Here is a 21,923-nt window from a genome sequence, read left to right as displayed (position 1 = left end):
GTTCTCGCAGCTCAGTATCTATTGCCAGTGCATGTTCGACCGATGAACCGGGCGCCTGTGGCCCCCGGCGAAGGAGAATGATGGCTACCGACAATGGTCCGGGCGCGACCGACGCGACAGCGCGGTCCTCACCGCACGACTTTCTGAGATCTGTACTCCGCCATGATGTTCCGGCGTCGGTCGTGGTGTTTCTCGTCGCGCTGCCGCTGTCGATCGGGATCGCCGTCGCCTCCGGCGCGCCGGTCGCGGCGGGGTTGATCGCGGCGGTGATCGGCGGCGTCGTGGCGGGGTCGCTCGGTGGATCGGCGTTGCAGGTGAGCGGGCCGGCGGCCGGACTCACGGTCGTCGTGGCCGAGACCATCAACCAGTTCGGTTGGCGCGCAACCTGTTTCATCGTGGCGGCCGCCGGTGTGCTGCAGATCCTGTTCGGGCTGAGCCGGATCGCGCGGGCCGCGCTGGCGGTGGCGCCGGTGGTGGTGCACGCGATGCTGGCCGGGATCGGCCTCACCATCGCGCTGCAGCAGAGCCTGGTGCTGCTGGGTGGGGTGTCGAGCAGCTCGAGTCTGGACAATCTGGCCGCGCTGCCCGAGGGGCTGCGCGCCGCGCGGTGGGGTGAGGTGGTGGTCGGCGGCGCCGTGATGGCCATCCTGCTCGGCTGGAAGTTCGTGCCCGCGCGGATCAGGGTGGTGCCCGCCCCGCTGGTCGCGATCCTGGCTGGGGTGGCGCTGGCCTTCGTGCTGCCGACCAGCGTCGAGCGAATCATGTTGAACGGCTCACTCTTCGACGCCATGTCGCTGCCGGAGGTACCGGCGGCTCCCTGGTGGAGTGTGGCCTTCACGGTGCTGACGATCGCGCTCATCGCCAGCGTGGAGAGCTTGCTCTCGGCGGTGGCGGTCGGCCGGATGCGTGGCGGGGAGCGGGCCGATTTCGACCGCGAACTCATCGGTCAGGGTTCGGCGAACGTGCTGTCAGGTCTCGCCGGGGGCCTGCCGGTCACCGGTGTGATCGTGCGGAGCGCGACGAATGTGCGCGCCGGCGCGCGCTCGCGGGCCTCGGCGGTGCTGCACGGCGTCTGGATTCTGGTGTTCTCGGTGGCGCTCGTCGGTGTGGTGGAACAGATTCCGAAGGCCGCGCTGGCCGGGCTGCTGATCGTGATCGGCGTCCAGCTGGTGAAGCTTGCCCACATCAAGCGGGCGCTGCGCACCGGCGATCTGCTGGTCTACGTCGTCACGGTGTCGGGGGTGGTGTTCGGCAACCTGCTCGAGGGCGTGGTGGCCGGGCTCGCGCTGGCCTTCGCCCTGCTGCTGTGGCGGGTCGCGAAGGTGACGATCACCGCCGCGCCGGTTCCGGGTGCCGACCGCTGGCTGGTCACCGTCGACGGCTCGTGCACGTTCCTCGCGCTGCCGAAGCTGTCGGCGAAGCTGGCCGACGTACCCGCCGGGGTGGACGTGACGGTGGAGATGACCGTCGACTTCCTCGACCACGCGGCATCCGAAGCCATTGCCGAATGGGCCGAGCATCGTGAAAAGAATGGTGGCACTGTTGATTTCGTGGAGATGGGGACGGCGCGGATGGCGCGTGCGGATACCGCACCGCCGGTGCGTGGTCAGTCACGCAAAGTCATCGACGAGGCGATCGGGCCGTGGCGGCGCACCGGTGGGGTCGACCCGATCGCGGCGGGTATCGCGGCCTATCACCGCGGGCACGCGCACCTGCTGCGCCCGCACCTGCACGGGCTGCGCGATCGGCCCGACGCGGGCACCTTCTTCCTCACCTGCGCCGATGCGCGGATCGTGCCCAATGTCATCACCAACAGCGGGCCCGGTGACCTGTTCACCGTCCGCAATGTGGGCAATCTCGTGCCGGTCGGCGGTAGCGACGTCTCGGTGGAGGCGGCGCTGATCTACGCCCTCGACAAGCTCGACGTGCGCTCGGTGGTGGTGTGCGGACACAGCGGTTGCGGTGCGATGGAGGCGCTGTACGGGCAGGTCCGAGCCGGTCCCGGGCTCGACGACTGGCTCGCGCACGCCCAGCCGACACTGGCGGCGTTCCATCGCGGTCATCCGGTCGCCGAGGCGGCCCGGCTGGCCGGCTTCGGTCCGGTCGATCAGCTGGGCATGGTGAATGTGGCCCGACAGGTGGCGACGCTGATCGACTATCCAGCGGTGCGTGCCGGGATGGCCGAACGCGGCGTCGCGGTGACGGGATTGTTCTTCGATCTGGCGACCGCGCGGGTGATCGAGGTCACTGCCGACGGCATCGGCGAGTTCGACGACGTCCGCGGCCGGATCGCCGCCGAGCCGGTCTGAGCACACTCTGCTGTGGGGCACCCCACAGCGGGTCAGCGCTTATGGCGACACCCACTCTTTCTGCGGCACACTGGTTTTGCCAAATCTTTACCAATAGGTTGGTCCGCATCCCCGCCCGGTTCGCCGTTGCACCGGGGTCCTTTGCTTCACCGTGAGAAGCCGGTTGGCGGCTGTGTCCGCGCCGAGTCGGCGAAGGAGAGTCATGTCTGTAGAGAACGATCTCGCTCCGCCTCGTCCCCTGTGGCAGCAGACGCTGCTACGTCACGATCTGCCCGCGTCCATCGTGGTCTTCCTGGTCGCGCTGCCGCTCTCGCTCGGCATCGCGGTCGCCTCCGGGGCGCCGGTCGCCGCCGGTCTCATCGCCGCCGTGATCGGCGGTGTCGTCGCCGGTACGCTCGGTGGCTCGGTCCTGCAGGTCAGCGGTCCCGCGGCCGGTCTGACCGTGGTGGTGGCCGAATCCATCGCGCAATTCGGTTGGCGTATCACATGTTTCATCGTGGTCGCGGCCGGCGTGTTACAGATCCTGTTCGGCCTGAGCCGGATCGCGCGCTCCGCGCTGGCGGTGGCGCCGGTGGTGGTGCACGCGATGCTGGCCGGCATCGGTCTCACCATCGCGCTGCAGCAGATCCACGTGCTGCTCGGCGGCTCCTCGCACAGCACCGCGCTGCGCAACCTCGCCGAACTGCCCGGTCAGCTGGTGTCGCTGCGGGGCGCTGACGCGCTGGTCGGCGCCGTGGTGATCGCGGTGATGCTCGGGTGGAAGTACGTACCGCCGAAGCTGCGCGCGGCGCCGGGACCGCTGGTCGCGGTCGTCGCGGGCACGGTGCTGTCGCTGGTGCTGCCGTCCGGCGTCGAGCGGATCGTGCTCAGCGGGTCGCTGTTCGACGCGTTGCAGTTGCCGGAACTGCCCTCTGGCGGCTGGTCGGCCGTCGCCATGATGGTGCTGACCATCGCGCTCATCGCCAGTGTGGAGAGCCTGCTCTCGGCGGTGGCGGTGGACAAGATGCACACCGGTCCGCGCACCGACTTCGACCGCGAACTCATCGGCCAGGGCTCGGCGAACGTGCTGTCCGGCCTGATCGGCGGTCTGCCGGTCACCGGCGTGATCGTGCGCAGCGCCACCAACGTGGCGGCCGGTGCGCGCACCCGCGCCTCGGCGGTCATGCACGGCTGCTGGATCCTGCTGTTCTCGGTGGCGCTGGTCGGCCTGGTCGAACAGATCCCGAAGGCGGCGCTGGCCGGGCTGCTGATCGTGATCGGTATCCAGCTGGTGAAGCTGGCCCACATCCGGCTGGCCCGGCGCACCGGCGACCTGCTCGTGTACCTGGTCACCGTGCTGGGCGTGGTGTTCTTGAATCTGCTCGAGGGCGTGATGATCGGGCTGGCGCTGGCCTTCGGACTGCTGCTGTGGCGGGTGGTGCGGGTGCAGGTCAACGCCTCGCCGCTGGGACAGAAGTGGCTGGTGAGCGTCGATGGGTCGTGCACCTTCCTCGCGCTGCCGCGCCTGTCGGCCGAGCTGGCCAAGGTGCCCGCGGGTGCCGATGTGACGGTGGAGATGACCGTCGACTTCCTCGACCACGCCGCCTTCGAGGCGATCGAGGACTGGCGACGTCAGCAGGAGAGCAGTGGCGGGCGAGTCGAATTCGTCGAGATCGGCAGTGCCCGGATGGCCGGTGCCGCCGCCGCGCCGCCCGCGCGCGGATTCGGGCGACAGGTGTGGGACGAGTTCCTCGGCCCGTGGCGACACCAGAAGTCCGGTAGTGACGCGCTGACCGCGGGTGTCGCCGCCTTCCATCGCAGCCACGCCCACGTCGTCCGCCCACACCTGGACGAACTGCGCGACCGGCAGGACCCGGACTCGTTCTTCCTCACCTGCGCGGACTCGCGGATCGTGCCCAATGTGATCACCTCCAGCGGTCCCGGCGACCTGTTCACCGTCCGCAATGTGGGCAATCTGGTACCGAGCAGCGGCGACGACTCGGTCGAAGCGGCCCTGGTGTTCGCCCTCGAACAGCTCGCGGTGCGCTCGGTGGTGGTGTGCGGGCACTCGGCCTGCGGTGCGATGAAAGCGGTCTACACCGGCGCCGCCGCCGACGGCGGCCTGAGCTCCTGGCTCGAGCACGCCGCGCCCAGCCTCGAACGCTTCCATGCCGAGCATCCGGTCGTGCGGGCGGCCAGGGCGGCCGGTTTCGACGAGATCGATCAGCTGAGCATGGTCAATGTCGCCGTGCAGCTCGAGACGCTGCACCGGCATCCGGCGGTGCGCCGTGCGGTGGCCGAGCGCGGGCTGTCGGTGTCGGGGCTGTTCTTCGACATCGCGGGCGCGCGGGTCATCGAGGTGACCGTCGACGGTGTGCGAACCATCGACGACGAGGTCGCCGTCACAGTGTGATCGTGGGACGGGCGACCCGTGCGGTCGGCTCGTAGGCTGGAAAGATGACCAGCGAGCCGACCGCCGACGCCGTCCGCGCCGACACCGGGGATCCGGCGGACTCCGCCGGATCCCCGTCTCGTTGGACGGTCCTCAAAGAACGCGGGCGCGCCTTCCGGGCAGCCATCGCGCGCCGCCCTACCCTGAACCTCGGCTATCGCATCATCGTCGGCGTGGTCGGTGGTGTGGTGCTGTTGGTCGGGATCATCACGATCCCGTACCCGGGGCCCGGTTGGGCACTCGTGTTCGCCGGGTTCGGCATCCTGGCCACCGAATTCGTCTGGGCCCACCACACCCTGACCTGGGTGCGCGGCAAGTACCGGATCGTCATGGACTGGTACACCTCGCGCGGCTGGGTGATCAGGGCACTGGGCGCGGTGGCCACCTTCGCCCTCGTCGTGGTGACGTTGTGGCTGCTCGGTACATATTCCATGGTGGCAGGCTGGATCGGAGTCGATTGGTCGTGGTTGCGCAGTCCCCTGATGTCGTGAGTACCGTCCCCGGGCACCGGCTCACCGATCCCGCGTGGGTGTCGGCCCGGATCGGTGAGATGGGTCGGTCCTGGGGGACCGACACCCCTCGGGTCGCGGGCACCCTGTGGTGGTGCATGGTCGCTTCGAGTCTGGTCGACCAGATCGCTCGGGCCTACGCGGCGGGCACCCCGGCACCGATCGCCGCGCTCGGCGATTTCGACTGCGAGGTCCGCCCCGACGGCGGCGTCGAGCACACCGAATTCCGCCGGGTGGTGGTCGACGGCACCGGACGGGCGGTGCGTTCGGACGTGGGGGGAGTGCGCGGCGCCGACGCCGACGAGGCGGTCGCGACCGCACTGCGCGAGACTCTGACAGCGGTGATCGCGCAGGTCGCGACCGCGTCCGGCGCGGGTGCGCCATCGCTGTGGGCGGTCGTCGCCGATGCCATCGGCAACCGGGCGCTCGACGCCGGTGCGCCCGAGGCGGCGACCCGGCTGGCCACCGACCTGGGTACCCCGCTGCCCACCCCCCGGTTCGTCACCGTGGGCGGCCGCACCTTCGTCCGGCGCGCTTCGTGCTGCTTGGTCTACGAGGTCTCCGGGTGCCAGATGTGCACGAGCTGCCCGAAACGCTCACCCGCGGAGCGCGCCGAACTGCTGGCCGACGCCGCGCGCTCCCGGTCCTGAACCCGTCACGCGGTCGCGCGCCGCATCACCTGCCAGGTGCCGAGCAGGCAGGCCAGCGCGACCGCGGCGGGCACCACCACCATCGGCACAACCCGCGGTGTCTCGACGAACCAGCGGCCGACCTCGGGCCACCATCGCTGCCAGGTGATCACGATCGCCGCGATACCGCCGGTCAGCAAGACCGTGACGGCCAAGGTGTTGAACCCGACCACCCGCCAGCGCTGATAGATCGCGCCGATCAGCAAACCGACCCCGGCGACCAGCGCGACGATCGCCAGATTCGTCCCGAACTGGAGCAGCCAGCTCGAGGTGAAGTAGCCGGGGACACCGAACATCACCAGCTCCACGCCCCAGCCACCGGTGGCGTTCTCGATGATCGCCAGGACGGTCAGCAGGGTGCCGAATCCGATCACCTGGGCGGCGGCGACCAACAGTGTCGCGGCGTAGTAGTCGCGGCGGGTCACGCTCATCCCCAACGCGAACGGGAACGTCTGCGTCATCGCGCCCAGATAGAACGCCAGGGTCAGGCCCAGCAGGGCCGAGACGCTGCCGGTGAAGTTCGATTCGTCGGTGTCGACCAAGAAGAAGATCACCCACGGGATCGCGAAAGCCAGGGCGAGGATGCCCAGCGGCCAGGCGATCAGCATCGGCCAGGCGACGGCGTGGATGCGGGCTACCGACAGTGCGCGGGCGATCATCACGCGTCCTTCCGTTCCAGATTGGTGGTTTCGACGATGAGCTGTTGCAGCGACACCGGTTCGATCGCCAGGCCGAGGGATTTCGCGTGGGCGATGTCCTCGGCGGCGTTCTCGGTGCGCGCGGTGACCCGGACCTGATTGCCCAGGCGCTCGCGCCGCAGTTCGGGACGTGCGCCGAGGAACAGGTCGACGTCCGCGGCGGACCCGGCCACGGTCAGCGCCGAATCCCGGAGCTCGTCGGCGCTCGCGTCGACGAGCAGACGCCCGCGATCGATCAGCAGGACGTGCTCGAGCAGGTCGGCTACCTCGTCGATCAGGTGGGTCGAGAGCACGACGGTGCGTGGGTGCTCGGCGTAGTCGGCCAGCAGCCGGTCGTAGAACAGTTGCCGGGCGACGGCATCCAGTCCCAGATACGGCTCGTCGAAGAAGGTCAGCGGTGCCCGCGAGGCCAGCCCGACGATGACACCGAGCGCGGAGGTCATGCCGCGGGAGAGCTTCTTGACCTTGCGGTTGACGGGAAGGTCGAAGTCGCGCACCAGTTCCCGGGCGAAGTCCTCGTCCCAGTCGCGCAGCAGGTGCCGGGCCGCGGCGAGCACGTGCTCGACCTTGTATTCGGCCGGATACGCCTGGCTCTCCTTGATGAACGACACCCCGCGCAGGACCTCGGTGTTCTCGTGCGGAACCCGGCCGAAGACCCGCACCTCACCACTGGTCTGGAACATCTGGCCCGTCAGGGTCTGCATCAGGGTGGTCTTGCCCGCGCCGTTGCGGCCGAGCAGGCCGTAGATGGTGTCGGCTCGCAGGTCGATGGTGACATCGTCGAGTGCGGTGACCGACCCGAAGCGGGTGGTCAATCCCCGGGTGGACACCACGACCTCGGTGTCGCGCACGGTCGGATCGATGATCGCGGCGCTCATCGCGCCCCCTCTCGCTTGTCCAGCATGACCTTCAGTTCGTCCACGTCGATACCGAGCTTGTCCGCTTCGGCGATCAGTGGATCGATGTACTGCACGGCGAAGCGTTCTCGTCGGCGCTGCCGTAACACTGTCCGGGCGCCGAGTGTGACGAACATGCCGATGCCTCGCTTCTTGTGGAGAATCCCGTCGGCCGCCAGCTGGTTGAGCCCTTTCGCCGCGGTCGCCGGGTTGATCCGGTGGAAGGTCGCGAGCTCGTTCGACGACGGTGCCTGCGCCTCCTCGGGCAGTGATCCGTCGATGATCGAGTTCTCGACCATCTCCGCGACCTGCAGGAAGAGCGGCTTGCCGTCCTCGAGCATCGTCAACCACCTCGGTTGAATGGTTCATTAGTCATGTAATGAACCATAGTGGTAGTGGAGCTCGGCGGCAAGAGCGTGCGCTGGTCGACCAACACGCGGTCCGAGGTCATCGACACCGCCGGTCGGCGCGCCCGATAGCATGGGCGGCGCAGGGTCGACCCTGCCCTGCGTAGACGCCGGATCGTCCCGGCACCGATGTCAAGGAGAACAATTCCCGTGACCACCTCTGCACCGAACAGTCCTGATGCCCTCGTCCGGGTGCCAGCCGGGACTACCGCGGGTGCGGCGGTACGGGAGGCAGGGCTGCCGACGAAGGGGCCGGACACGATCGTGGTCGTGCGCGACCGCGAAGGCGCGCTCAAGGACCTGTCCTGGACCCCGGAGGCCGACGTCGAGGTGGAGGCGGTCGCCGCGAACACCGAGGACGGCCGCAGCGTGATCCGGCACTCGGCCGCGCATGTGCTGGCCCAGGCGGTACAGCAGGAGTTCCCCGAGGCCAAACTGGGCATCGGCCCGCCGATCAAGGACGGCTTCTACTACGACTTCCAGGTCGAGCGCCCCTTCACCCCGGAGGATCTGGCCAAGCTCGAGTCCAGGATGAAGAAGATCGTCAAAGGCGCGCAACGCTTCTCGCGGCGGGTGATCGATGTCGAGGACGCGCGCGTCGAGCTGGCCAAGGAGCCGTTCAAGCTCGAGCTGATCAGCGACAAGTCCGGCGCCCAACTCGCTGCGGACCCGGAGATCATGGAGGTCGGTGGCAACGAGCTGACCATCTACGACAACCTGGACCCGCGCACCGGCGAGAAGATCTGGGGCGACCTGTGTCGCGGCCCGCACATCCCCACCACCAAGTTCGTCCCCGCGTTCAAGCTGACCCGCTCCTCGGCCGCCTACTGGCGCGGTGACCAGGACCGCGAGGATCTGCAGCGCATCTACGGCACCGCCTGGGAATCGACCGAGGCGATGGAGGAGTACCTGTACCTGCTGGCCGAGGCCGAGCGCCGCGACCACCGCAAGCTGGGCCTCGAACTCGACCTGTTCTCCTTCCCCGACGAGCTCGGTTCGGGCCTGCCGGTGTTCCACCCCAAGGGCGGCATCATCCGCAAGGAGATGGAGGAGTACTCGCGCCAGCGCCATATCGCCGCGGGCTACGAGTTCGTCAACACTCCGCACATCACCAAGGGCGCGCTGTTCGAGACCTCCGGTCACCTGGACTGGTACCGCGACGGCATGTTCCCGGCCATGCACCTCGACGCCGAACTCAACTCCGACGGCACCGTGCGCAAGCCTGGCCAGGACTACTACGTCAAGCCGATGAACTGCCCGATGCACAACCTGATCTTCCGTGCGCGGGGCCGCTCCTACCGTGAGCTGCCGCTGCGGCTGTTCGAGTTCGGCTCGGTGTACCGCTACGAGAAGTCCGGCGTGATCCACGGCCTGACCCGCGTCCGCGGCATGACCCAGGACGACGCGCACATCTACTGCACCAAGGAGCAGATGCACGCGGAGCTCACCAGCACGCTGAACTTCGTGCTCTCGCTGCTCGAGGACTACGGCCTCGACGACTTCTACCTCGAGCTGTCCACCAAGGACCCGAAGAAGTTCGTCGGCTCCGACGAACTGTGGGAAGAAGCCACCGAGACCCTGTCCAAGGTGGCCTCGGCCTCCGGCCTCGACCTGGTTCCCGATCCGGGCGGTGCCGCCTTCTACGGCCCGAAGATCTCCGTGCAGGCCAAGGACGCGCTGGGTCGCACCTGGCAGATGTCGACCATCCAGCTCGACTTCAACCTGCCCGAGCGCTTCGATCTGGAATACACCTCCTCCGACGGCACCAAGCAGCAGCCGGTGATGATCCACCGCGCGCTGTTCGGCTCCATCGAGCGCTTCTTCGGCGTGCTCACCGAGCACTACGCCGGTGCGTTCCCGGCCTGGCTCTCCCCGGTGCAGGTGGTGGGTATCCCGGTCGCGGAGAACTTCGCCCCGCACCTGGACTCGGTGATCGAGCAGCTGCAGGACGCGGGCGTGCGGGCCCAGGTGGACCGCAGCGACGACCGGATGCAGAAGAAGATCTTCAACCAGACCGCGCAGAAGGTGCCGTTCATGCTGCTGGCCGGTGCCCGCGACGTGGAGGCGGGTGCGGTGAGCTTCCGGTTCCGCGACGGCACCCAGGTCAACGGGGTGCCGGTCGCCGACGCGGTGGCCACCATCGTGAGCTGGATCGGCAACCGGGAGAACGCCTCGCCCACCGCCGAGGGCTTCGAGATCGCCGGGGCGCCGACGTCATGAGCGATTCCATCGCCTCCGAGGCGTCGGCGGGTTCGATCGCCGACGCCGGGGCCGGAAATCCGGACCGCTTGCAGCGGCTGTGGACGCCCTATCGGATGTCCTACATCACCGGCGAGGTCAAGCCCAAGGACGCCACCGGCCATCCGTTCACCGACATCCCGAAGATGTCGGACGAGGACGGGTTGATCATCGCCCGCGGCGAGCACGTCTACGCCGTGCTCAACTTGTACCCGTACAACCCAGGGCACATGATGGTGGTGCCGTACCGCCGGGTTGCCGACCTGGAGGACCTCACGACCGCCGAGAGCGCGGAACTGATGGCCTTCACCCAGCAGGCCATTCGCGTGATGAAACGGGTCTCGCGGCCCGCCGGATTCAACGTGGGCCTCAACCTCGGTGGCGTGGCCGGTGGTTCGCTGGCCGACCATCTGCACCAGCACATCGTGCCGCGCTGGGGCGGAGATGCGAACTTCATCACCGTGGTCGGCGGGGTGAAGGTGATGCCTCAGTTGTTGCGCGAGACGCGACAGCTGCTGGCGGAGGCATGGGAGGCGTAGATGTGTGATCATCGCGAAGCCACACACGTCGCAGCCGATCGGGTGCGGATGTCCCGCAGGTCGCAGGAGGAATAAGTCGGTGCTCAGCTTTTTCGGCCGCGAGACGTTTGCGAAAGCGACTGCGCCGCTGGGCAAAGCGCTCGTCGGTACCGGGCTCACCCCGGACGCGATGACCCTGATCGGCACCGCCGCGACGATCACCGCGGCGGTGACGCTGTTCCCCACCGGACACCTGTTCTGGGGGACGATGGTCATCTGGCTGTTCGTCATGTTCGACATGCTCGACGGTGCGATGGCGCGTGCCCGCGGCGGCGGCACGAAGTACGGCGCGGTGCTCGACGCCACCTGTGACCGGGTGGCCGACGGCGCGATCTTCGCCGGGCTGGCCTGGTGGGCGGTCTACCACGAGAACAGCAAGCAGCTGCTGGCCGCGACGCTGGTCGTGCTGGTCACCTCGCAGGTGATCTCGTACGCCAAGGCGCGGGCCGAGGCGAGCGGTTTGTCCGCCGACGGTGGGCTGATCGAGCGGCCCGACCGGCTGGTCATCGTGCTGGTCGGCGCCGGGCTCACCGGCATCGGCGGGCACTGGGGGATCGAGTGGCTCACCTACGCGGTGTACGTGGCGATGTGGGTGCTGGCGGTGCTGAGCATCGTCACGGTGTTCCAGCGGGTGCTGGCGGTGCGCCGCTCGCCCGGTGCGCGCCTGGTCATCCCGCCCGCACCCCAGCAGCAGGAACAGGACGCGGCAGGGGGAGCGGCGTCGTGACGCTGAGTGATCGGTTGAGCGACTGGGGGTACGCCGCGGGTTGGCGGCTGGTGCGTTCGGCACCGGAGCCGCTGGTCCGCAAGGTGTTCGACCTGGGCGCGGACCGGGCGGTCAAGGGCGGCGGGCCGGTGCAGTTGCGCCGCAACCTCGCGCGCGTGCTCGGCGTGGGGCCGGACGAGGTGCCCGATGATCTGATCCGCGCGAGCATGCGCTCCTATGCCCGATACTGGCGCGAGGCGTTCCGGCTGCCCAGCATGGACCACAGTGCCATCGACTACCACGTCGGCGGTCTGGAGCACCTCGACGCGGCGCTCGAAGACGGCTGCGGCGTGATCCTGGTGCTGCCGCACTCGGGCAACTGGGACATGGCCGGTGTGTGGCTGGTGCAGCACTACGACAACTTCACCACCGTGGCCGAACGGCTGAAGCCGGAGTCACTGTTCGAACGGTTCGTCGCCTACCGGGAGAGCCTCGGTTTCGAGGTGTTCCCGCTGACCGGCGGCGAGCAGCCGCCGTTCGAGGCGCTCGCCGAGCGTCTGCGCCAGAATCGGATCGTCTGCCTGATGGGCGAGCGCGACCTGACCGGTAGGGGCGTGCCCGTCGACTTCTTCGGCGAGCGCACCTGGCTGCCCGCGGGCGCGGCCAAGCTGGCCATCGAGACCGGTGCGTCGCTGCAACCGGTACACGCCTGGTTCACCACCGAGGCCGACGGAACCGAGGGGTGGGGCCTCAAAACCAGTGCGCCACTGGATGTCTCGGGTGGCGTCGCGGCGACGACGCAGCTGCTCGCCGACCGGTTCGCGGCCAACATCGCCGAGCACCCGGCCGACTGGCACATGCTGCAACCGCTGTGGGAAGCCGATCTGTCCCCGGAGCGGTTGGCGCGCATCAACGCGAATCAGAGCGGTGGCATCCGGTGAAGATCGGCATGGTCTGCCCGTACTCGTTCGATGTTCCCGGCGGTGTACAGGCCCATGTGGTCGAGCTGGCCCGGGTGTTCATCGAGCGCGGTCACAAGGTGAGCGTGCTGGCCCCCGCCTCCGACGACACCCCGCTGCCGGAGTTCGTCGTCTCGGCGGGCCGGGCGGTGGCGATTCCGTACAACGGGTCGGTGGCGCGCCTGTCGTTCGGTCCGATGGCCTACACCCGGATCCGGCGCTGGATCGAGGGCAACGACTTCGACGTGCTGCACATCCACGAACCCAATGCCCCGAGCCTGTCGATGCTGGCCCTCAAGATCGCCGAAGGCCCGATCGTGGCCACTTTCCACACCTCGACCACGAAGTCGTTGGTGCTGAGCACTTTTCAGGGCGTGCTTCGGCCGTATCACGAGAAGATCAGTGGCCGGATCGCGGTGTCGGAGCTGGCGCGGCGCTGGCAGGTCGAGGCGCTGGGTTCGGACGCGGTGGAGATCCCGAACGGCGTCGACGTGTCCGCGTTCGCGCGCGGGGGAACCCTCGACGGGTATCCGCGCCCCGGTAAGACGGTGCTGTTCCTCGGTCGCTACGACGAACCGCGCAAAGGCATGGACGTGCTGCTCGGCGCGCTGCCCGCCCTGGTCGGCCACCATCCCGACGTGCAGATCCTGATCGTGGGACGCGGTGACGAGGAGCGGTTGCGTCGCGAGGCGGGCGCGCACGCGGGGCACCTGCGGTTCCTCGGACAGGTCTCGGACGCGGAGAAGGCCGCCGCGCTGCGCAGTGCCGATGTCTATGTCGCGCCGAATCTGGGTGGCGAGAGCTTCGGCATCATCCTGATCGAGGCGATGGCCGCGGGCACCCCGGTGGTGGCCAGCGAACTCGACGCCTTCCGGCGAGTTCTGCGGGACGGTACCGCGGGTCTGCTCACTCCGATCGGTGATTCCGCGGCGCTGGCCGACGCCATCGACGCCGTGCTCACCGACGACGAGACCCGCGATCGGCTGGTGCGCACCGCGACCCAGGTGGTCGCCGCGTATGACTGGCCGGTGGTGGCCGAGCAGATCCTGCGCGTGTACGAGACCGTCACCGTCGGCGACACCAGGGTGCGTGCCGCCGGATGATCACCTTCTCCGCGACCACCGTCCTCGTTCTCGGACTGATCGCCGTGCTCGTGCTCGCGCTCGGTGTCTGGGCGTACTCGACCGCCAACCGGCTCGACCGGCTGCACGTGCGCTCCGATCAGTCCTGGCAGGCGCTCGACGCCGCGCTGGCCCGGCGGGCGGTGGTGGCCCGTGCGGTGGCGATGGCCGTCGCCGGTCCGGTGAGCACCGATCCCCGGCGCGCCGAGCGGGCCGCCCAGCTGGCCGCACTGGCCGACCGCGCCGAGCGCGCCGATCGCGGCGACCGGGAGACGGTCGAGAACCAGTTGTCGGCCGCGCTGACCCTGGTCGACATCGACCAGTTACGCCCTCAGCTGGTGGCCGAACTGGCCGACGCCGAGGCCAGGGTGCTGATCGCGCGGCGCTTCCACAACGACGCCGTCCGTGACACCCTCGCCCTGCGCACCCGCCGCCCGGTGCGGGTCCTGCACCTGGGCGGTACCGCGCCGCTGCCGGACTACTTCGAGATCACCGAACGCGCGACACCCGCCGCCGCGACCGGTCTCGAGGTGCACACCACCCGTACCTCCGCGCGTGTGGTCCTACTCGATGGTCAGGACCGGGTGCTGCTGCTGCGCGGCCACGATCCGATGGTCCCCGAGGTCGCGTTCTGGTTCACCGTCGGCGGCGGAGTCGAGCCGGGCGAGAGCCTGCGCGACGCCGCGGTACGCGAGATCCACGAGGAGACCGGGCACCGGGTCGACCCGGCGAGTCTGCGCGGTCCGTTGTGGCGCCGGGTCGCGGTGTTTCCGTTCAACGGCGAACTCATCCGCTCCGAGGAACTGTTCTTCACGCTGCGCGCGCCGAGTTTCGAATGGCGGCCGGCCCAGCTCACGGCCCTGGAACGTCGCACGATCACCGACCACCGCTGGTGCGGCCCCGCCGACATCCGCGCCCTCGACGCCGCGGGTGAGGCCGTCTACCCCTACCACCTCGACGAACTGCTCGCCGAAGCCGTCACCGCGTCGGCCGACGACGCCGAACACGTGGTGCGCTCGATCCGTTAGCCGGATCACGAATGGCCACTCGAGCAGGCCAGCGGGGGCGGAGTTTGCATTGCCGCTGGTCGTGACAAGGCCAGTCGACCTCAACTGGCTATGAATGCCGATTCGGGCCGGTTCTAGAATCGACGTGTCCATACCTAGCGACCTGATTGGCGCACATGACACAGGAGACAGCCGTGACTACCCCTGAGACCACCAACACCGTCGGCACCGCCCGCGTGAAGCGCGGGATGGCCGAGATGCTCAAGGGTGGCGTGATCATGGATGTGGTCACCCCCGAGCAGGCGAAGATCGCCGAGGACGCGGGCGCGGTGGCCGTGATGGCGCTCGAGCGGGTTCCGGCCGACATCCGTGCCCAGGGCGGCGTCTCCCGGATGAGTGACCCGGACATGATCGACGGCATCATCGCCGCCGTATCCATCCCGGTGATGGCCAAGGCCCGCATCGGCCACTTCGTCGAGGCGCAGGTCCTGCAGAGCCTCGGCGTGGACTACATCGACGAGTCCGAGGTGCTGACGCCGGCCGACTACGCCAACCACATCGACAAGTGGAACTTCACCGTCCCCTTCGTCTGTGGCGCCACCAACCTGGGCGAGGCCCTGCGCCGGATCACCGAGGGCGCGGCCATGATCCGCTCCAAGGGTGAGGCCGGCACCGGCGACGTGTCCAACGCGACCACCCACATGCGCACCATCCGCGGCGAGATCCGTCGGCTGACCTCGCTCTCGCCCGACGAGCTCTTCGTCGCCGCCAAGGAGCTGCAGGCCCCCTACGAGCTGGTCCGCGAGGTCGCCGAGACCGGCAAGCTCCCGGTCGTCATGTTCACCGCGGGTGGCATCGCCACTCCCGCCGACGCCGCGATGATGATGCAACTCGGCGCCGAGGGCGTGTTCGTCGGCTCCGGCATCTTCAAGTCCGGTAACCCCGAACAGCGCGCCGCCGCCATCGTCAAGGCCACCACCTTCTACGACGACCCGGATGTGATCGCCAAGGTCTCGCGCGGCCTGGGTGAGGCCATGGTCGGCATCAACGTCGAGGACATCCCGCAGCCGCACCGCCTGGCCGAGCGCGGCTGGTGACATCGCGCCCGAAGTCGTTCGGGCACTGGGCAATGCGAAGGTGGGCTCGTCCGTTTCGGGCGGGCCCACCTTCGTCTGCGTCCGCGACCTGACGGCCTGGCTGGGCAGCTTGGGTCCGCTCAGGTCGAGAAGGGAGCGACTGTATGGGTGGGCGGAGCCGCTGCCGACAGCTGTCCACATCGTGTGGTATCAGCGACTTGCCGAGCGTTTGGGTGACAGGTTCCTCGGCGGAGTCGTGCTCGGCACCGCGGACCAGGGCGTGCGGTTCGGCATGCCGCCGGGGCCGCAGATGTTCAGAACGACCGGTGCCTGTGCGCGTTCCAGTGATGCCGCGCGAATCCGGTTCGCCGCACAGGGTTTCGACGGGACGGGCCTGCGTGAGATCGGCGCGCAGGTCGGTGTCGACCCGGCCTTCGTCTCGCGCTGTTTCGGCTCCAAGAAGCAGCTCTACGCCGAGGCGATGCGGGTGGAGATCCCCACCGGGTGGCCGCCGATCCGCACCGGCCGGTGGCCAGCATCGCCGACGCACTGTTGCATGACGTGGTGTTCCAGGACCAGTCGGCCTTCGGCGGCGAACACCCCCTCCTGGCCATGCTGCGCTCGGCCGGCCACGACGCGGTGCGCGATCAGTTCCGTGCGTCGTACGACCGGACGCGCATGCTCGTCGCGCGCATGGTACACGCGCTCACCTGATCGCCGGCCTATTCGGTCGGCGGGTCCTCGGGGATCTCGTCGATCGCGTCGGCGAAGTTCTCGGTGTAGCCGAGCAGCAGCAGCCGTCGCGTCGGCAGCAGCAGCGCCAGTTCGTGCCAGGCGATGGATTCCGGGGTGCCGTAGAGGTGGATGAGATCGGTGACGACCGCGGCGGCCTGCTCGACCGAGGGTGGCGTCGACCGGACGAAGCCGAGCAGGGAGGCGCCGACGGCGACGTGCTGGTAGCCGTGCCCGGCCATCCGCCGGATGACGGCGTGGTTGGCGAAGATGTCCCAGTCGTCGGCGAAGTAGCCGTTCGGGATTCCGGCGACGGCGAAATCGTCGCGGTCGACGGGGACGCGCTGGATCAGCACGACATCGTCGAGCGCGTGATCGGGTTCGCGGTTGGCGGCCACCAGCGCGGTGAGGTCGTCCTCGGTCGCGGCGCGGGTGTCGGCCAGGTTCGCCCAGTCGACCTGGCGGGCGGGATCGTCCAGCAGCGCCGCGATGCGGGCCACCCTGGCGTTCTCGACACGGTGTACGGCGGCCGGATCGTGGTAGTCGTAGGGGCCGTCGTCCCAGTTCGCGTCGTCGTCGAGCCGGAGGGCGGCATGCATGCTCGTGTAGACGCACTGGTCGAGATCGTCGAGTGTGCACACGATCCGGGCGTCCGGATGCGCGGCGCGGGCGGCGGCGAATGCCTCGACCAGATCCGCGAAGCCGGTGACCTCGTCGAGCCGGGCCACGGTGTTGGAATCGAGTCGGTGTCGTCCGGTCGGTTCGCCGGGCTCGAACAGGGTCGTCTGCACCCTGTCATCGTGGCACGGGCGGTGAGGGCCCGCTCGCCCTCGGATCGCTGCCATCTGGGCGTACCGTACAGTCGGTCCGTGACCGTGCTCGACTTCTTCTTGCTGGTCGTCGCGGGATTCTTCACCGGGTTGATCGGGTTCGTCACCGGGATGGCGTCGATCGTCTCCTATCCGGCGCTGCTCGCGGTCGGGTTTACGCCGGTCTCGGCCAATGTCACCAACACGGTGGCGATGGTGGCCGTGGGGGTGGGGGCGACCGCGAACTCCGGGCGCGAACTGCTCGATCGTGGCGCCACGCTGGTGCGCTGGGCGGTGCTGTCGGCGATCGGTGGTCTGCTCGGTGCGCTCGCGCTGCTGGTGGCGCCCGCCGAAGCCTTCGAGATCATCGTCCTGTTCCTCGTCGTCATCGCCTCGGTCGCGCTGCTGGTGCAGCCGCTGGTGCGTCGTCATGTGGGTGAGCTCAAAGCCCCCTGGATCGTGCCGGTCGGTGTTCTGCTCATCGGGGTCTACGGCGGGTACTTCGGCGCGGGCGCCGGGGTGATCTATCTGTCGCTGATGCTGTTGTGCACCTCCGAATCGGTGTGGAGCGCCTCGGTTCTCAAAAGTTTCCTGCTCGGCATCGCCAATCTCGTCGCCGCGATCGGGTTCGCGATGTTCGGACCGGTGCATTGGGGTGCGGCGCTCGGTCTGGCGCTGGGGGCTTTCGTGGGTGGTTGGTGCGGGCCGCCGGTGGTGAAGGTGATTCCACCGAACGTGCTGCGCGTGACGGTGGGGGTGCTCGGTCTCGGGCTCGCGGTCTATCTGGCGCGGTAGGTCGCACGGCCGGGGCGGCCAGGATCACCTCGTCGGCGCGGCCACGTCCTGACTGAATGTTTGGTCAGGAATGCGCGGTCACTTGATGGTTCGTGAACGCGGCTGGCCGTGCCCGCGTCCGGTGTGGTTCGTGACCAGACCGGTGTGTGTTCGGCGTTCGCGCCGCCGCGTTGTCCGTAGCCTGGAAACGGTGCGCCGTTCAGATATCGAAATCGCAATCCACGCAACAGAAGTCGCTTCACAAGTGATTCGCTCGGCTGTGCACGGGCCGGTCACCCGGTTCGCCAAGGAAGCCGATGATTTCGCCACCCAGACCGACCTCGACGCGGAGCGGGCCATCCTCGACGTGTTGGCGGCAGCGTGTCCGACCGACCGGTTTGTCGGCGAAGAATCAGGAGTCACCGGGGCCGTCGGTGGCGAGCGGGTGTGGCTGATCGATCCGCTGTGCGGGACACGCAATTTCGCGGTGGGCACCCCACTCGTCGCGGTGAATGTGGCGCTGCAGGTTCGCGGCACGGTCCGCGCCGCCGCGGTCGCCGAGCCGTTCGCCGGCACCGTGTTCTGGACGGCAGGTGCAGGCGCGTACCGCCGTCACCGAGGACGCGACCACGCATTACTACCCCAGGCCGACAGTCACCTCGTCGACGTCGACCTCGACCATCCGTTCCCGTGGCCGAGCCCGGCCCGGCTGCTCGACGCCGAGGGATTCGCGGGACGGTTCCACGCCCGCGTCCTGTCCACCGCACTGGCGCTGGTCTGGGTCGCGGCCGGACGGCGCGCCGGCTACGTGACCGGTGGCGACCTGCGCGACAGTGTGCATTTCAGCAGCGCGATCGCGGTGTGTCAGGCGGCGGGCTGTGTGGTCACCGGCCTGGGCGGACAGCCGCTGCACACCCCACCGCACGGCCTGATCGCGGCAGCCGACGAATCCACCCACGCCGAGCTCGTGGCGGCGGTGGCCGGACTGCGCTGACCGGCGCGCGGTCGGGTCGACGTACGGGCCGACAGCGCAGGCGAACTCGGTCCCTCACAGACCGTCGTGGCCGCGATCTCAGAGTTTCCTCAACATCGCTGGGTAGCGTCCTGGCCGTGGCATCGTGGCCGTCGTCGTGTGGCGCCGTTCCGTGCCGTCGCCCGCCGGGCGAGAAACCCCGACGTAAAGGACGAGACGTTGAAGCTTCGTAGGACCGGACGTGTCGCGATCGCAGGCCTGGCCGTGGTCGCCGCATTGGGTATGAGCGCGTGCAGTGATGACAAGGGCGACGACTCGACCACCGCCGCGACCACCACCAGTGTCAACGCGACGACCTCGGCCGCGGCCACGGCGGAGCTGCCGCCCGTGCCGACTGTGGAGGAGCTCAACACCCAGCTCAACACCGCGCTGGATCCGTCGATCCCGAACGAGGAGAAGCTGGACTTCGTGCAGGGTGGCGAGGCCGATCCCGAGCTGCCGAACCGGTTGGCCGTGGCCGCTCAGGACGCCGGTGCGGTGGTTGCGGTGACCGATGTGACCTCCTTCGGTGAGAGTGTGAACGCCACGGCCGACTTCACGATCAACGGCCAGACCAATGTCGTGGACGTGCCGTTCGTCGCCGAGGACGGCAAGTGGAAGGTTCAGAAGACCTGGGCCTGCACGATGCTGACCAACCTGGGTCAGGAATCGGTCGCCTGCGTCTGATCGACGATCGCCACGGGCCCCGGTCGGATTTCGTTCCGGCCGGGGCCTTTCGGTGTCAGGGCGGGCTTTGCCGGTGTGATCAGAGAGGCGAGTCGTCGCGCAGTGCCGCGCGATCCGGATGGTCCCAGCGCAGCGTCCAGGTCGCGCTCTGGGGATACGCCGTGGCGTGATCGCGCAGCGCGGGCAGTGTCCACTGCTGATCAGGTGGGGTGCGACGCAACGCGGCCTGCTCGCTCAGCTCGAGCCGCACGCTGAGATCGACATCGAGGCCGCGGCCCAACAGCATCGGACCGGCTAGCACGAGCACCAGATCGGCGGGCGCCACCCGCACCGCCGCCCGCGCGGAACGGTCGCGATGCTCGTCCCAGAGGGCCGGCAACCAGCGTCCCGTGGTCCGCAGCGGACCGAGGATCTCGCGCTCGATCGCGTCGTAGTCGAACCAGACTGTGCGATAAGACCATTCGTCGGCGCGGCCGTACTCCATGCGCAGCGAGGCGGGCCGGACGAAATCGTGGGTCGAGACCGTCGCGGCCGACCTGCCCCGCGCGCCGAGCGCCGCCACGATCCGATCGGCGAGCTCGATCGGTGCCGCGGCATCGGCGCCGTCCACGGCGAGCACCCGGCGCCCCGGCAGTTCGTCGAACCGGTCGGCGATCAGCTGGGCCAGCGACTCGGGGGAGAGGGGGGTGAATGACGGCACCAGTCCATCTCAGCAAACTTCCGGGCGTCGTGCCGAGCCGGACAAACCGCGCGGTCGGCGAGGCGATAATCTCGGCCCATGGCGACAATCGAAGAGGCACTCGCGATCGAGCGGCTGGAACGCGACATCTTCCGTGGCGGGGCGACCGAATCCCAGCTGACGCGGACCTTCGGCGGGCAGGTCGCGGGGCGGGCGCTGGTCTCGGCGGTCCGCACCGTCGATCCCACCTTCCAGGTGCACTCGCTGCACGGCTACTTCCTGCGCCCGGGCAATCCGGAGGAACCCACTGTCTACCTGGTCGAGCGCATCCGGGAGGGGCGGTCCTTCTGCACCCGGCGGGTCACCGGCGTGCAGGACGGGCAGGCGATCTTCACGATGTCGGCCTCGTTCCATCGCGGCGACGAAGGGCCCGAACATCAGGACGTGATGCCCCAGGTCGAGGCACCCGACGGCCTACCCGACGCGAGCGTCACCATGAGCCCGGAGCGGCTGTGGGCGATGCGCGAGTGGGAGCACTGGGACATCCGCACGGTCCCGCAGGAACAGCTCGTCCAGCGCGACGGCGCCGTCTCCCAGCAGCAGGTCTGGTTCCGGTACCGGCACCCGCTGCCCGACGACGCGCTGTTCCACGTGTGCACCCTCGCCTACATGAGCGATATGACCCTGCTCGGGTCGTCGAAGGTGATCCACCCCGACGAGCCGACCCAGGACGCCTCGCTCGACCACGCCATGTGGTTCCTTCGCCCGTTCCGTGCCGACGAGTGGCTGCTCTACGACCAGTCCTCACCCTCGGCGGGCTTCGGTCGCGCGCTGACCGGCGGCAAGATCTGGGATCGCGCGGGCAACCTGGTCGCCGCTGTCGTCCAGGAGGGCCTGATCCGCACGCCGCGCCAGCAGTAGGCGTGAGCGGGCCCACACCGGCCCGGCTCGTAAGCTCAGCGGCTGTGAACGCAACCTCCGCCGACCGGCCGACCATCGGTGTGCTCGCCCTGCAGGGCGACGTGCGCGAACACGTTGCCGCGCTGGCGCACTGCGGTGCCGACGCGGTGCTGGTTCGGCGCGAGTCGGAGCTGGCCGCGGTCGACGGCCTGGTGCTGCCCGGTGGTGAGTCGACCGCGATCTCGAAGCTGCTGCAGGCGTTCGACCTGCTCGAACCGCTGCGCGCGCGACTGCGTGACGGCCTGCCCGCGTTCGGGTCCTGTGCGGGAATGATCCTGTTGGCCTCGGAGGTGCTCGACACCAGGCCCGACGCGCAGCACCTGTCCGGGATCGATATGACGGTGCGCCGCAACGCCTTCGGTCGGCAGGTCGACTCCTTCGAGACCGACCTCGACTTCGCCGGGCTCGACACGCCGGTGCGCGCGGTGTTCATCCGCGCGCCGTGGGTGGAGCGGGTCGGTGACGGCGTCGAGGTCCTGGCGCGGGTACCGCACGGTCCGGCGCAGGGACGCATCGTCGCGGCCAGGCAGGGCAACGTCGTGGCGACCTCGTTCCACCCCGAGGTCACCGGCGATCTGCGGGTGCACGAGCTGTTCGTCGACGTGGTGCGCAAGGCTCGGTGAATGCCCGCGTCCACGGGCGCGGC

The 21,923-nt window shown here is 69.0% G+C and carries 22 protein-coding genes and 1 pseudogene; 18 read left to right on the top strand and 5 right to left on the bottom strand.

Going from position 1 to position 21,923, the window contains the following annotated elements; all coding sequences use genetic code 11:
- Positions 1-80 precede the first annotated feature (80 nt).
- From BOX37_RS20100 to BOX37_RS20085, 4 genes are all read left to right on the top strand, one after another.
- Entirely contained in the window at positions 81-2,309 is a 2,229-nt protein-coding gene (locus BOX37_RS20100) for a SulP family inorganic anion transporter (RefSeq protein WP_071931691.1), read from the top strand.
- Positions 2,310-2,511: 202 nt separating this feature from the next.
- Positions 2,512-4,701, top strand: a complete 2,190-nt coding sequence (locus BOX37_RS20095; RefSeq protein WP_071929013.1) for a SulP family inorganic anion transporter — start codon at positions 2,512-2,514, stop codon at positions 4,699-4,701.
- 44 nt (positions 4,702-4,745) lie between these two features.
- Positions 4,746-5,231, top strand: coding sequence for a TIGR02611 family protein (locus tag BOX37_RS20090; RefSeq protein ID WP_071929012.1), 486 nt, complete (start codon positions 4,746-4,748; stop codon positions 5,229-5,231).
- Positions 5,228-5,899 carry a (2Fe-2S)-binding protein gene (locus BOX37_RS20085; protein ID WP_071929011.1) on the top strand — a complete coding sequence of 224 codons (672 nt, stop codon included), beginning with the start codon at positions 5,228-5,230 and terminating at the stop codon, positions 5,897-5,899. The genes BOX37_RS20090 and BOX37_RS20085 overlap by 4 nt, the downstream gene beginning before the upstream one ends.
- Positions 5,900-5,904: 5 nt before the next feature.
- Here the strand turns inward: BOX37_RS20085 and BOX37_RS20080 are convergent, their stop codons facing one another.
- From BOX37_RS20080 to BOX37_RS20070, 3 genes are read right to left on the bottom strand one after another with little or no spacing between them, the layout of a single operon-like run.
- Positions 5,905-6,597, bottom strand: coding sequence for an ABC transporter permease (locus tag BOX37_RS20080; RefSeq protein WP_071929010.1), 693 nt, complete (start codon positions 6,595-6,597; stop codon positions 5,905-5,907).
- On the bottom strand, positions 6,597-7,514 hold the full coding sequence (locus tag BOX37_RS20075) for an ABC transporter ATP-binding protein (RefSeq protein ID WP_071929009.1): 918 nt from the start codon (positions 7,512-7,514) through the stop codon (positions 6,597-6,599). Before BOX37_RS20075 ends, BOX37_RS20080 begins: the two co-directional genes overlap by 1 nt.
- Positions 7,511-7,873 carry a GntR family transcriptional regulator gene (locus tag BOX37_RS20070; protein WP_071929008.1) on the bottom strand — a complete coding sequence of 121 codons (363 nt, stop codon included), beginning with the start codon at positions 7,871-7,873 and terminating at the stop codon, positions 7,511-7,513. Before BOX37_RS20070 ends, BOX37_RS20075 begins: the two co-directional genes overlap by 4 nt.
- A 195-nt stretch (positions 7,874-8,068) precedes the next feature.
- Here BOX37_RS20070 and thrS point away from each other — a divergent pair, with 195 nt between their 5' ends.
- The 9 genes and pseudogenes from thrS to BOX37_RS35445 all read left to right on the top strand — a co-directional run bounded on the left by thrS (position 8,069) and on the right by BOX37_RS35445 (position 16,338).
- Positions 8,069-10,159: a threonine--tRNA ligase gene (thrS, locus tag BOX37_RS20065; protein WP_420811542.1), complete on the top strand. Its 2,091-nt coding sequence runs from the start codon at positions 8,069-8,071 to the stop codon at positions 10,157-10,159.
- Complete coding sequence (locus BOX37_RS20060; RefSeq protein ID WP_071929006.1) at positions 10,156-10,716, top strand: ATP adenylyltransferase; 561 nt, start codon at positions 10,156-10,158, stop codon at positions 10,714-10,716. The genes thrS and BOX37_RS20060 overlap by 4 nt, the downstream gene beginning before the upstream one ends.
- Positions 10,717-10,795: 79 nt before the next feature.
- Positions 10,796-11,482 (top strand): phosphatidylinositol phosphate synthase, encoded by a 687-nt coding sequence (gene pgsA, locus BOX37_RS20055; protein ID WP_071929005.1) that lies wholly within the window; start codon positions 10,796-10,798, stop codon positions 11,480-11,482.
- On the top strand, positions 11,479-12,402 hold the full coding sequence (locus BOX37_RS20050) for a phosphatidylinositol mannoside acyltransferase (protein ID WP_071929004.1): 924 nt from the start codon (positions 11,479-11,481) through the stop codon (positions 12,400-12,402). Before pgsA ends, BOX37_RS20050 begins: the two co-directional genes overlap by 4 nt.
- Positions 12,399-13,523: a glycosyltransferase family 4 protein gene (locus tag BOX37_RS20045; RefSeq protein ID WP_071929003.1), complete on the top strand. Its 1,125-nt coding sequence runs from the start codon at positions 12,399-12,401 to the stop codon at positions 13,521-13,523. The genes BOX37_RS20050 and BOX37_RS20045 overlap by 4 nt, the downstream gene beginning before the upstream one ends.
- Positions 13,523-14,569, top strand: a complete 1,047-nt coding sequence (locus BOX37_RS20040) for an NUDIX hydrolase (protein ID WP_071931690.1) — start codon at positions 13,523-13,525, stop codon at positions 14,567-14,569. The genes BOX37_RS20045 and BOX37_RS20040 overlap by 1 nt, the downstream gene beginning before the upstream one ends.
- 155 nt (positions 14,570-14,724) lie before the next feature.
- Positions 14,725-15,645: a pyridoxal 5'-phosphate synthase lyase subunit PdxS gene (gene pdxS, locus BOX37_RS20035; protein WP_206045685.1), complete on the top strand. Its 921-nt coding sequence runs from the start codon at positions 14,725-14,727 to the stop codon at positions 15,643-15,645.
- 271 nt (positions 15,646-15,916) lie between these two features.
- A pseudogene (locus BOX37_RS35450) lies at positions 15,917-16,093 on the top strand (helix-turn-helix domain-containing protein); the annotation flags it as partial.
- A gap of 35 nt (positions 16,094-16,128) precedes the next feature.
- Entirely contained in the window at positions 16,129-16,338 is a 210-nt protein-coding gene (locus BOX37_RS35445) for a hypothetical protein (protein WP_240505494.1), read from the top strand.
- Positions 16,339-16,346: 8 nt separating this feature from the next.
- Here BOX37_RS35445 and BOX37_RS35440 read toward each other — a convergent pair whose 3' ends face one another.
- Complete coding sequence (locus tag BOX37_RS35440) at positions 16,347-17,147, bottom strand: hypothetical protein (RefSeq protein ID WP_071929001.1); 801 nt, start codon at positions 17,145-17,147, stop codon at positions 16,347-16,349.
- Positions 17,148-17,225: 78 nt separating this feature from the next.
- Between BOX37_RS35440 and BOX37_RS20020 the strand changes: the two genes are divergently transcribed.
- The 3 genes from BOX37_RS20020 to BOX37_RS20010 all read left to right on the top strand — a co-directional run bounded on the left by BOX37_RS20020 (position 17,226) and on the right by BOX37_RS20010 (position 19,638).
- A complete protein-coding gene (locus BOX37_RS20020) occupies positions 17,226-17,960 on the top strand; it encodes a sulfite exporter TauE/SafE family protein (protein WP_071931688.1) in 735 nt (244 codons plus the stop codon).
- 70 nt (positions 17,961-18,030) lie between these two features.
- Entirely contained in the window at positions 18,031-18,933 is a 903-nt protein-coding gene (locus BOX37_RS20015; protein ID WP_338039711.1) for an inositol monophosphatase family protein, read from the top strand.
- A 198-nt stretch (positions 18,934-19,131) separates the two neighbouring features.
- Entirely contained in the window at positions 19,132-19,638 is a 507-nt protein-coding gene (locus BOX37_RS20010) for a WKL family lipoprotein (RefSeq protein WP_071928999.1), read from the top strand.
- Positions 19,639-19,717: 79 nt separating this feature from the next.
- Here BOX37_RS20010 and BOX37_RS20005 read toward each other — a convergent pair whose 3' ends face one another.
- Positions 19,718-20,338 carry a nucleoside/nucleotide kinase family protein gene (locus tag BOX37_RS20005; protein ID WP_071928998.1) on the bottom strand — a complete coding sequence of 207 codons (621 nt, stop codon included), beginning with the start codon at positions 20,336-20,338 and terminating at the stop codon, positions 19,718-19,720.
- A gap of 78 nt (positions 20,339-20,416) precedes the next feature.
- Between BOX37_RS20005 and BOX37_RS20000 the strand changes: the two genes are divergently transcribed.
- A complete protein-coding gene (locus BOX37_RS20000) occupies positions 20,417-21,238 on the top strand; it encodes an acyl-CoA thioesterase (RefSeq protein WP_071928997.1) in 822 nt (273 codons plus the stop codon).
- A gap of 44 nt (positions 21,239-21,282) precedes the next feature.
- Positions 21,283-21,900 carry a pyridoxal 5'-phosphate synthase glutaminase subunit PdxT gene (gene pdxT / locus BOX37_RS19995; protein WP_071928996.1) on the top strand — a complete coding sequence of 206 codons (618 nt, stop codon included), beginning with the start codon at positions 21,283-21,285 and terminating at the stop codon, positions 21,898-21,900.
- Positions 21,901-21,923: the final 23 nt, after the last annotated feature.

Source organism: Nocardia mangyaensis, from assembly GCF_001886715.1.
GTDB lineage: Bacteria > Actinomycetota > Actinomycetes > Mycobacteriales > Mycobacteriaceae > Nocardia > Nocardia mangyaensis.
The sequence above is the reverse complement of the archived record's forward strand: the minus strand, read 5'-3'. Positions and strand labels throughout refer to the sequence as shown.

Bases quoted from the DNA above. Each gene is read 5' to 3' on its own strand.
- BOX37_RS20100 (WP_071931691.1), top strand. From the start codon at position 81: ATGGCTACCGACAATGGTCCGGGCGCGACCGACGCGACAGCGCGGTCC.
- BOX37_RS20095 (WP_071929013.1), top strand. From the start codon at position 2,512: ATGTCTGTAGAGAACGATCTCGCTCCGCCTCGTCCCCTGTGGCAGCAG.
- BOX37_RS20090 (WP_071929012.1), top strand. From the start codon at position 4,746: ATGACCAGCGAGCCGACCGCCGACGCCGTCCGCGCCGACACCGGGGAT.
- BOX37_RS20080 (WP_071929010.1), bottom strand. From the start codon at position 6,597: ATGATCGCCCGCGCACTGTCGGTAGCCCGCATCCACGCCGTCGCCTGG.
- BOX37_RS20075 (WP_071929009.1), bottom strand. From the start codon at position 7,514: ATGAGCGCCGCGATCATCGATCCGACCGTGCGCGACACCGAGGTCGTG.
- BOX37_RS20070 (WP_071929008.1), bottom strand. From the start codon at position 7,873: ATGCTCGAGGACGGCAAGCCGCTCTTCCTGCAGGTCGCGGAGATGGTC.
- thrS (WP_420811542.1), top strand. From the start codon at position 8,069: ATGTCAAGGAGAACAATTCCCGTGACCACCTCTGCACCGAACAGTCCT.
- BOX37_RS20060 (WP_071929006.1), top strand. From the start codon at position 10,156: ATGAGCGATTCCATCGCCTCCGAGGCGTCGGCGGGTTCGATCGCCGAC.
- pdxS (WP_206045685.1), top strand. From the start codon at position 14,725: ATGACACAGGAGACAGCCGTGACTACCCCTGAGACCACCAACACCGTC.
- BOX37_RS20015 (WP_338039711.1), top strand. From the start codon at position 18,031: ATGCGCGGTCACTTGATGGTTCGTGAACGCGGCTGGCCGTGCCCGCGT.
- BOX37_RS20000 (WP_071928997.1), top strand. From the start codon at position 20,417: ATGGCGACAATCGAAGAGGCACTCGCGATCGAGCGGCTGGAACGCGAC.